Source organism: Streptomyces sp. NPDC000878, assembly GCF_053599695.1.
In genome coordinates, this window is record NZ_JBSFMT010000144.1 from 1 (window position 1) to 8,758 (window position 8,758).

The window sequence follows — 8,758 nt, forward strand, 5'->3', positions numbered from 1 at the left end:
CGAAGGGCCGTACACGGAGTCCGTGTACGGCCCTTCGCACGACCCTTCCCTACCGTGTTCGCTCAGAGCGAACGTTCCTCGTCCTCCCGCACCGGACGGCTGCCCCACTCCACCTGAGGCCCGTCGAAGTGCGCGGCGTGCCGCGGCGGACGGGCGGCGGCACCGAGTACGAAGACGTCCTCGGCCCCGTCGAGCACGCCCCCGGACGGATCGTCGTCGCCGGCCCGGCGCACCACGTCCCGCTCCGGCATGAGGATGTCCCGGACGATCACGGCGCACAGGTACAGCGTGCCCGCCAGGTGGAGGGCGATGACGAACTGGTAGCCCTCGGTGGGCAGGCCCTTGTGGGCGTCACCGCTGGTCGTGTAGGCGAGGTACATCCAGATCCCGAGGAAGTACGCGACTTCGCACGCCTGCCAGATCAGGAAGTCCCGCCACTTCGGGCGGGCCAGTACGGCGAGGGGGACCAGCCACAGGACGTACTGGGGTGAGTAGACCTTGTTGGTGAGGATGAAGGCCGCGACGATCAGGAAGGCCAGCTGGGCGAAACGCGGCCGGCGCGGAGCGGTCAGCGTGAGCGCCGCGATGCCCACGGCCGAGGCCAGCATCAGCAGAGTCGCGAAGGTGTTGACGGTCTCGGTGCTGAACGGATAGTCGAAGCGCTGGGCGATGATCAGCCAGAAGGAACCGAAGTCGACGCCCCGTTCCTGGCTGAACGTGTAGAACTTCGACCAGCCCTCGAAGGCGAAGACCATCACCGGCAGGTTCACGGCGACCCAGGCGACGACGGCGCCCCCCAGCGCCGTGCCGAACGGCCGCCACTTGCCCGCGCGCCAGCACAGCACGAACAGCGGGCCCAGCAGCAGGAAGGGATAGAGCTTGGCGGCCGTGGCGAGCCCCAGCAGGACACCGAAGGCGAGGGGCCGCCCACGGGACCACATCAGCATCGCCGCGGCCGTCAGAGCGACCGCCAGCAGGTCCCAGTTGATGGTGGCGGTGAGCGCGAAAGCGGGCGCCAGAGCGACCAGCAGACCGTCCCAGGGGCGCCGCACGTGGGTACGCGACACGCATACGGCGATGATCGCCGCGCACGCCATCAGCATTCCGGCGTTGACGAACCAGTACCACTGCTCCTGGTGCTGGATGGTGCCGCTCCCGGGCGTGAGCCAGGCGGCCACCTCCATGAACACGCCGGTCAGCACCGGGTATTCGAGGTACTCCATGTCGCCGGAGAGCTTGTCGAAGTACGGCACGAGTCCGTCGGCGAATCCACGGCCCTGGTAGAGGTGCGGGATGTCGGAGTAGCAGGCGTGTGTGTACTGCGTGCTGGCCCCGAAGAACCAGCCGCCGTTGTAGCAGGGCGCCTTCTGGACCAGGCCGAGGGCGAACATACCGATCGCCACGAGCGCGACCACCCGTACCGGAGTCCACCAGGACGTCCCCAACAGGGCACGCCGGCCAATGGGGCCGCCGATCAGCTCACTGCCGGCCACGGAGATCTCGTCGTCCTTGGTCGGCCGTACCGGGTCCGGCTCGCGCACGCTCGCTTGCGTCGTCTCTGCACTGGGCATGGGCCTCATCCTGCCGTACGCACCTAGGAATACGCCGAGGGGCCGCCGCACCTGGTCGGTGCGACGGCCCCATGTTTCACGTGAAACAGCGTGAATCGGATCGTGTTTCACGTGAAACACACGCGCCGGGCGCTGCTTCGGCCAACCGCTCGGTCAGCCGAAGATGCCTCCGCTGCCGTTCCCGTTCGCGTTGCCGTTACTTTCTTCCTCACTTTCCGTGGCCGATGGACTCGATGTCACTCCGCCGTCGGTAGTGCCTTCGTCTGTGTCGCCCGTCTCGGTCCCTCCGGTGTCTTGGCAGCTGACGTCGAAGGTGCCGCAGGTCTCGCTCGCCGAGGGCGACGGAGAGGTCTCGATCTCGTCGGTGGGCGTCGGGCTCGGTGTCGGGGTGGGTTCCTCGGTCTCGGTGATGGAGGGAGTCGGGCTCGGCAGCGGGTCCTCGTCGACGACCTCGCCGTAGGGCTCGGGGGTCGGGAAGTTCTTCGCCTGTGTGCCCTTGAGCGCCTGTTCCATGTAGTCGTGCCAGATCTCGGCCGGGAACGAGGCGCCGTGGATCTTCTCCTGGCCACCCGTGCCGTACATCTCCAGGAACTCGCGGTTCTTCTTGGTCTCGTCGTCGTCCATCCGGAACATGCTGATCGCGGTGGACAGCTGCGGGGTGTAACCGACGAACCAGGCCGACTTGTTGCCGTCGGTGGTACCGGTCTTGCCGGCCACCTCACGGCCGGTCAGCTGGGCCGCCGTACCCGTGCCGTCCTCGACCACGGTCTTGAGGACGTCGGTGACGTTGTCGGCGACCTGGGCGGTGAACGCCTGCTTGGCCTTGGCGATCTTCTTGTGGTCGAAGACCGTGCCGTCCTTGCTGGTGACCTTCTCGACCGAGTACGGGTTGTTCTGCTTGCCGCTCGCCGCGAAGGTCGCGTAACTACCGGCCACGCGGATCGCACTCGGGTCCGAGGTACCGATCGAGAACGACGGGAAGTCGGCGCTGGCCAGGCTGCTGTCGAGGAGGCCCGCATCGGTGGCGGACTCCCTGACCTTGTCCAGGCCGACGTCCATACCGAGCTGGACGTAGGCGGAGTTGGAGGAGACCCGCATCGCCTCACGCAGGTCGATCCGGAAGCTGGGCGCGTTGTACGACTCGTCGCCGTCGTTGCGCTGCAGCCACTCCTTGTCGTCCTTGTCCTTCCAGATCGTGCCGTCGTAGTTCTCGATCTTGAGCTTGTTCTTGCCGCTGTAGATGCTCTCCGGAGAGACCTGGGTCCGCTCGTCCTGTGCCTGGGCCGCGCCCAGGTCCGGATCCCGTACGCCCCACTTCATCGCGGCGGCGAGTACGTACGCCTTGAAGGTCGAACCCACCTGGGCGCCCGTCGTGTCGGCGTTGTTGGTGAAGTGCTTGGTCGCGTCCTCACCGCCGTAGATGGCCTTGATCGCGCCCGTCGTCGGGTCGACGGAGGCCCCGCCGAACTGGACGTACTTGTCGGTCTCCGGGCGCTCCTCGGGCTTGATGTTCGCCTTCTGGACCTTCGTGACGGCCTTCTCCAACGCCGCGACCTTCTTCTTGTCGAAGGTCGTGTAGATCGAGTAGCCGCCCTGCTGCAGTTGGTCGGCGGTGATCCCGGTCTTGTCGGTGTTGTTGATGAGGTAGCCCTTGGCGAGGTCGACGAGGTAGCCGACCTGGCCGCCGAGCGCGGTGTTGGAACGCGGGTTCTGGGTCTTCGGGAAGGCCGTGATCTTGGCCCGGTCGGCCGCGGTCATGCGCCCGTCCTTGACCTCCTCGTCGAGGATCCAACTCCACCGCTCCACGGCCCGCCTGGTGTTCTTGGCCTGGGTGGCGTTCGCGGGGTCGACGGACGGTGAGCCTGCCGGGTCGTAGTACGTGGCGCCCTTCAGCACCGCGGCCAGGAAGGCACACTCGCTGGGGGTGAGGTCCTTCGCACGCTTGTTGAAGTACGCACGGGCAGCCGCCTCGATGCCGTAGGAGTCACGGCCGTAGTAGGCGGTGTTCAGGTAGCCGGCCATGATCTCCTCCTTGGAGACATTGGTGCCGACCTTGATGGAGATGAACAGCTCCTTGAACTTCCGCGTGAGCGTCTGCGACTGGTCGTCCAGGCGGGCGTTCTTCACGTACTGCTGGGTGATCGTCGAACCACCCTGTGTCTGACCGCCCTTGGCCATGTTGAACAGGGCTCGGCCGATGCCCATCGGGTCGACACCGCTGTCGGTCTCGAACGTCTTGTTCTCGGCCGACATCACGGCGTACCGCATCGACGCGGGGATCTGCTCGTAGCCGATGATCTGGCGGTTCGTCTCACCACCGGTCGCGACCATCTGGCTGCCGTCGGCCCAGTAGTAGACGTTGTTCTGGGCGTTGGCGGCCTTGGCGACATCCGGCACGCCCACCAGGGCGTAGCCGATACCGGCCACTGCCACCAGGCTGCCGACGAAGCCGATGAACAGCCCCGTCACCTGCCGCCAGGACGGCATCCAGCGCGCCGCTCCGTACTTACCCGCGCGCGGATAGTCGATGAAGCGCTTCTTGGGCGGGGGACCGGCCTCACGGCCTCTGCCACGCCCGGGTCCGTTCGGGCCGCTGGGACCGCCGCGGCGTCCGCCGCCCTCGGCCCCTCTGCGACGTCCACCAGTACTTCTCTGGGCGGCGCGCCGGGATTCGGCGCGGCCTCCGGATTGGCGCTCGTCACCTTCGGCTCCGTAGGGACCCAACCCGTAGGAACCCGATCCATAGGAGTCGGAAGGAGACTCGGTTGCGCCTCGCGGTGCCGCGCGGCGGCCGGAGGACGAGCCGGACTGGCCGCGTCGGGCCGCGGCACGTCCGCCTCCCTGCGGCTGCGGCGGTTTGCGACGGTGCTCGCTCATCGAACGATTACTCCTTGGGCAGGCGCACCCGTGCGCGCCTGGAAACGGCGGCTGGTTTCCGGTCCCCCCCAAGTACGGATGCGGCCGTGTTCGCATTCACCCGTACCGCACCAAGCACGACGACGTCCCCAAACGTCACTCGGTTCCCGGTGGACTGCATGCCGCACAGACTACGCACCGTCAAAACCCGCCTAGCGCCGAAGTTCACCCCAAATCAGGCAACTTGCTTCCTACGAATCGGTGATGTGATCCCGTTCACCACCTCCCCTCTTGTCGCATCCACAGGGCCGATCTATCGTCTAGATGTATCGAGTCGATACATCAGCTCGGCATAAACAGTGCTGGAGACGTCACGGTCGGACCGTGGGAGAAAGGAGGCGACGATGAGCCGGCGTTCCGGGATCCTCGAGTTCGCCGTCCTCGGCCTGCTCCGCGAGTCCCCGATGCACGGCTATGAGCTGCGGAAACGACTCAATACGTCACTGGGTGTGTTCCGCGCCTTCAGCTACGGCACGCTGTACCCCTGCCTCAAGACGCTCGTCGCGAGCGGCTGGTTGATCGAGGAGTCCGGGGGCGCGTCGGAGGACGCGCTCGCCGTTCCCCTCACAGGGCGCCGCGCCAAGATCGTCTATCGGTTGACGGCGGAAGGTAAGGAGCACTTCGAGGAGCTGCTCTCGCAGACGGGCCCGGACGCGTACGAGGACGAGCACTTCGCCGCTCGTTTCGCCTTCTTCGGGCAGACGTCCCGCGATGTACGCATGCGCGTGCTCGAGGGCCGTCGCAGCCGGCTGGAGGAGCGTCTGGAGAAGATGCGCGCCTCTCTGGCGCGTACTCGGGAGCGCCTCGACGACTACACCCTCGAGCTCCAGCGCCACGGGATGGAGTCCGTGGAGCGCGAAGTGCGCTGGCTGAACGAGCTGATCGAGAGCGAGCGGGCCGGACGGGACCTCAAGGGTGCCGCTTCCGGGGAACCCGACTCGCAGGACACCACATCTGGAGCGCCGGGCGGCCTGCCCCGGTCCCGGGAGGACGACTCCCGGACCGGTCCGTCCGACGACACCGCCACGTGAGGCCCCTGCCAGGGCCTCACTCGTACACACAGGGAGCAACCGGAATGGGTTCGGTTCGCGTAGCCGTCGTCGGCGTGGGCAACTGCGCCGCGTCGCTGGTACAGGGAGTCGAGTACTACAAGGACGCCGATCCGGCGTCCAGGGTCCCGGGCCTCATGCATGTGAAGTTCGGGGAGTACCACGTCAAGGACATCGAGTTCGTCGCCGCGTTCGACGTGGACGCCAAGAAGGTCGGCCTCGACCTGGCGGACGCCATCGGCGCCTCCGAGAACAACACCATCAAGATCTGCGACGTGCCGAACACCGGTGTGAAGGTCCGGCGTGGCCACACCCTCGACGGTCTCGGCAAGTACTACCGCGAGACCATCGAGGAGTCCGAGGCCGAACCGGTCGACGTCGTCAAGATCCTCAAGAAGAAGCAGGTCGACGTTCTCGTCTGCTACCTGCCCGTCGGCTCCGAGGCGGCGGCGAAGTTCTACGCCCAGTGCGCCATCGACGCCAAGGTCGCCTTCGTCAACGCCCTCCCGGTCTTCATCGCCGGTACGAAGGAGTGGGCGGACAAGTTCACCGAGGCGGGCGTCCCGATCGTCGGCGACGACATCAAGTCGCAGGTCGGCGCCACGATCACGCACCGCGTGATGGCGAAGCTGTTCGAGGACCGGGGCGTCGTCCTGGACCGCACGATGCAGCTGAACGTCGGCGGCAACATGGACTTCAAGAACATGCTCGAGCGTGAGCGCCTGGAGTCCAAGAAGATCTCCAAGACGCAGGCCGTCACCTCCCAGATCCGCGACCGCGAACTGGGCGCCGACAACGTCCACATCGGCCCGTCCGACTACGTGGCCTGGCTCGACGACCGCAAGTGGGCGTACGTCCGTCTGGAGGGCCGCGCGTTCGGTGACGTCCCGCTGAACCTGGAGTACAAGCTGGAGGTCTGGGACTCCCCGAACTCCGCCGGCGTCATCATCGACGCCGTGCGCGCCGCGAAGATCGCCAAGGACCGCGGTATCGGCGGCCCGATCCTCTCCGCGTCGAGCTACTTCATGAAGTCCCCGCCGGTCCAGTACTTCGACGACGAGGCACGGGAGAACGTCGAGAAGTTCATCAAGGGCGAAGTCGAGCGCTGAGAGTCGTGCGCTGAGAGGAGTCCAGCGCCGGTCGAGCTCCCACAGGCTTGTCGCTCCTGCCCGTCGAGGGTCCCCGGGTCATCCGCCCGGGGACCCTCCTCGTATGTGAGGCTGTGCCCCATGGCTGTCGTACGTGACCTGCGCGTACTCCTGCGTCTGAGGAACTTCCGGCGCCTGCTCGGCGTACGGCTGCTCTCCCAGGGCGCCGACGGCGTCTATCAGGTCGCACTCGCCACGTACGTCGTCTTCTCGCCGGAGAAGCAGACCTCACCGGCGGCGATCGCCTCCGCGATGGCGGTCCTGCTGCTGCCGTACTCCCTCGTCGGCCCCTTCGCGGGTGTCCTGCTGGACCGCTGGCGACGCCGCCAGGTCTTCCTGTACGGCAATCTGCTGCGCGCCCTGCTGGCATGCGTGACGGCCGTCCTGATCCTGAGCCATGTCCCCGACTGGCTCTTCTACGCCTCCGCCCTGTGCGTCACCGCCGTCAACCGCTTCGTGCTGGCCGGGCTCTCGGCGTCCCTGCCGCGTGTGGTCGACGACGACCGTCTGGTGATCGCCAACTCGCTCTCCCCGACGGCCGGCACGCTCGCGGCCACGGCGGGCGGCGGACTCGCCTTCGTCGTACGACTGGCGGCCTCCGACTCCGACGCCGCGGTGGTCCTCCTGGGCGCGGCCCTGTACCTCTGTTCGTCGCTCGCCTCCCTCCGTCTCGACCGGGAACTGCTGGGACCCGACCCCGAGTTGGTGCAGCCCCGGCTGGCGGCAGCCCTCACCGGCACCGCGCGCGGCCTGGCCGCAGGCGTACGGCACCTTGCCGAGCCCGTGCGCCGGGAGGCGGCCTGGTCGCTGGCCGCGATGACGCTGATGCGGTTCTGCTACGGCGCCCTGACGGTCATGGTGCTGATGCTCTGCCGGTACGCCTGGTCGGACGGCTCCGACGACGGGCTGGCCCTGCTGGGCCTCGCCGTGGGGATCTCCGGGGCGGGCTTCTTCGTCGCGGCCGTGTTGACCCCGGCAGCAGCCGGACGACTCGGTCCCGTCGGCTGGATCGTGGTGTGTGCCGGAGCGGCGGCGGTCCTGCTGCCCGCGCTCGGTCTGGCGTTCACCGAAGTGCCCATGCTGGTCGCGGCGTTCGTCCTGGGCCTTGTCACCCAGGGCTCGAAGATCGCCACGGACACGATCGTCCAGGCCTCGGTCGACGACGGCTTCCGCGGCCGGATCTTCTCCCTCTACGACGTCCTGTTCAACGTCGCCTTCGTCGGCGCGGCCGGAGTGGCGGCCCTGATGCTGCCCTCCGACGGACGCTCGGTGTCCCTGTTGGTCACAATCGCCGTTATCTACGGGGCAATTGCTGTATCTATGGCCCGCTTTGAACGCCGGTAAGTGTCACATGAAGGCCACAGAGACTCTCTGAGCTACAGAGTTGTCAGTGGGTCCCGGTAACTTACGTGCGTCTTACTTCGCACCAAGCACACCCATAGCCAAGGGGGACCCCCGAAGTGACCACTCCGCCGCAGGACCAGAACCCGAACACCCCTGCCCCTGTCGAGCCGACGGCGCCCCAGGCGCCGTACCCGCCGCACCAGGGTGCCCCGTTCCAGGGAGTTCCGGTCCCGCCGCCCGCGCCGACCAAGCGCTTCAGCAAGAAGCTGCTGCGTATAGGCGTGTTCATCGTCATCGCGATAGCCATCGGCCTGGGCAAGTGGTACTTCAACCAGAGTGACGCCGAGACGACGTCCGTGGGCTCCTGCATGCACAACGACGGTACGGACACAAGCCCCGACCTCAACGAGGTCGACTGCACCTCCAGCGGCGCCCAGTACAAGGTCGTCGAGAAGTTCGACAACACCAGCGACGCCAGCAAGTGCGAGGCCATCACGGAGGCGACGATCTCCTACTACCAGCAGGGCAGCAGCCACGACGTCGTGCTCTGCCTCAAGGAAGTCTGAGTAGTCCGGGCTGACGCAGCCCACACGCGCAGAGGGCGATGTTTCACGTGAAACATCGCCCTCTGCGCGTTCCGGCGGTGTTGTTTGACCTGAAACAACACCGCCCATAGACCGCCACAGCCCAGGACGGCCCACCACACCATCAGAGGCCCCACCCCCCCCAA

General features: G+C 67.0%; 6 protein-coding genes. 4 read left to right on the top strand and 2 right to left on the bottom strand.

The annotated features are described in order from the left end of the window. Positions 1–62 precede the first annotated feature (62 nt). Complete coding sequence (locus ACWDR4_RS49145) at positions 63–1,571, bottom strand: glycosyltransferase family 87 protein (RefSeq protein WP_450418616.1); 1,509 nt, start codon at positions 1,569–1,571, stop codon at positions 63–65. Between the two features lie 153 nt (positions 1,572–1,724). Then, positions 1,725–4,448 carry a transglycosylase domain-containing protein gene (locus tag ACWDR4_RS49150; protein WP_450418617.1) on the bottom strand — a complete coding sequence of 908 codons (2,724 nt, stop codon included), beginning with the start codon at positions 4,446–4,448 and terminating at the stop codon, positions 1,725–1,727. 383 nt (positions 4,449–4,831) lie between these two features. On the opposite strand from ACWDR4_RS49150, the gene ACWDR4_RS49155 reads away from it, so the two are divergent. From ACWDR4_RS49155 to ACWDR4_RS49170, 4 genes are all read left to right on the top strand, one after another. Further along, positions 4,832–5,518: a PadR family transcriptional regulator gene (locus ACWDR4_RS49155; RefSeq protein ID WP_369029124.1), complete on the top strand. Its 687-nt coding sequence runs from the start codon at positions 4,832–4,834 to the stop codon at positions 5,516–5,518. A 44-nt stretch (positions 5,519–5,562) separates the two neighbouring features. Next, complete coding sequence (locus ACWDR4_RS49160; RefSeq protein WP_450418618.1) at positions 5,563–6,645, top strand: inositol-3-phosphate synthase; 1,083 nt, start codon at positions 5,563–5,565, stop codon at positions 6,643–6,645. 120 nt (positions 6,646–6,765) lie between these two features. Continuing rightward, on the top strand, positions 6,766–8,028 hold the full coding sequence (locus tag ACWDR4_RS49165; RefSeq protein ID WP_450418620.1) for an MFS transporter: 1,263 nt from the start codon (positions 6,766–6,768) through the stop codon (positions 8,026–8,028). A gap of 116 nt (positions 8,029–8,144) precedes the next feature. Beyond that, a complete protein-coding gene (locus ACWDR4_RS49170) occupies positions 8,145–8,594 on the top strand; it encodes an LppU/SCO3897 family protein (protein WP_450418621.1) in 450 nt (149 codons plus the stop codon). Positions 8,595–8,758: the final 164 nt, after the last annotated feature.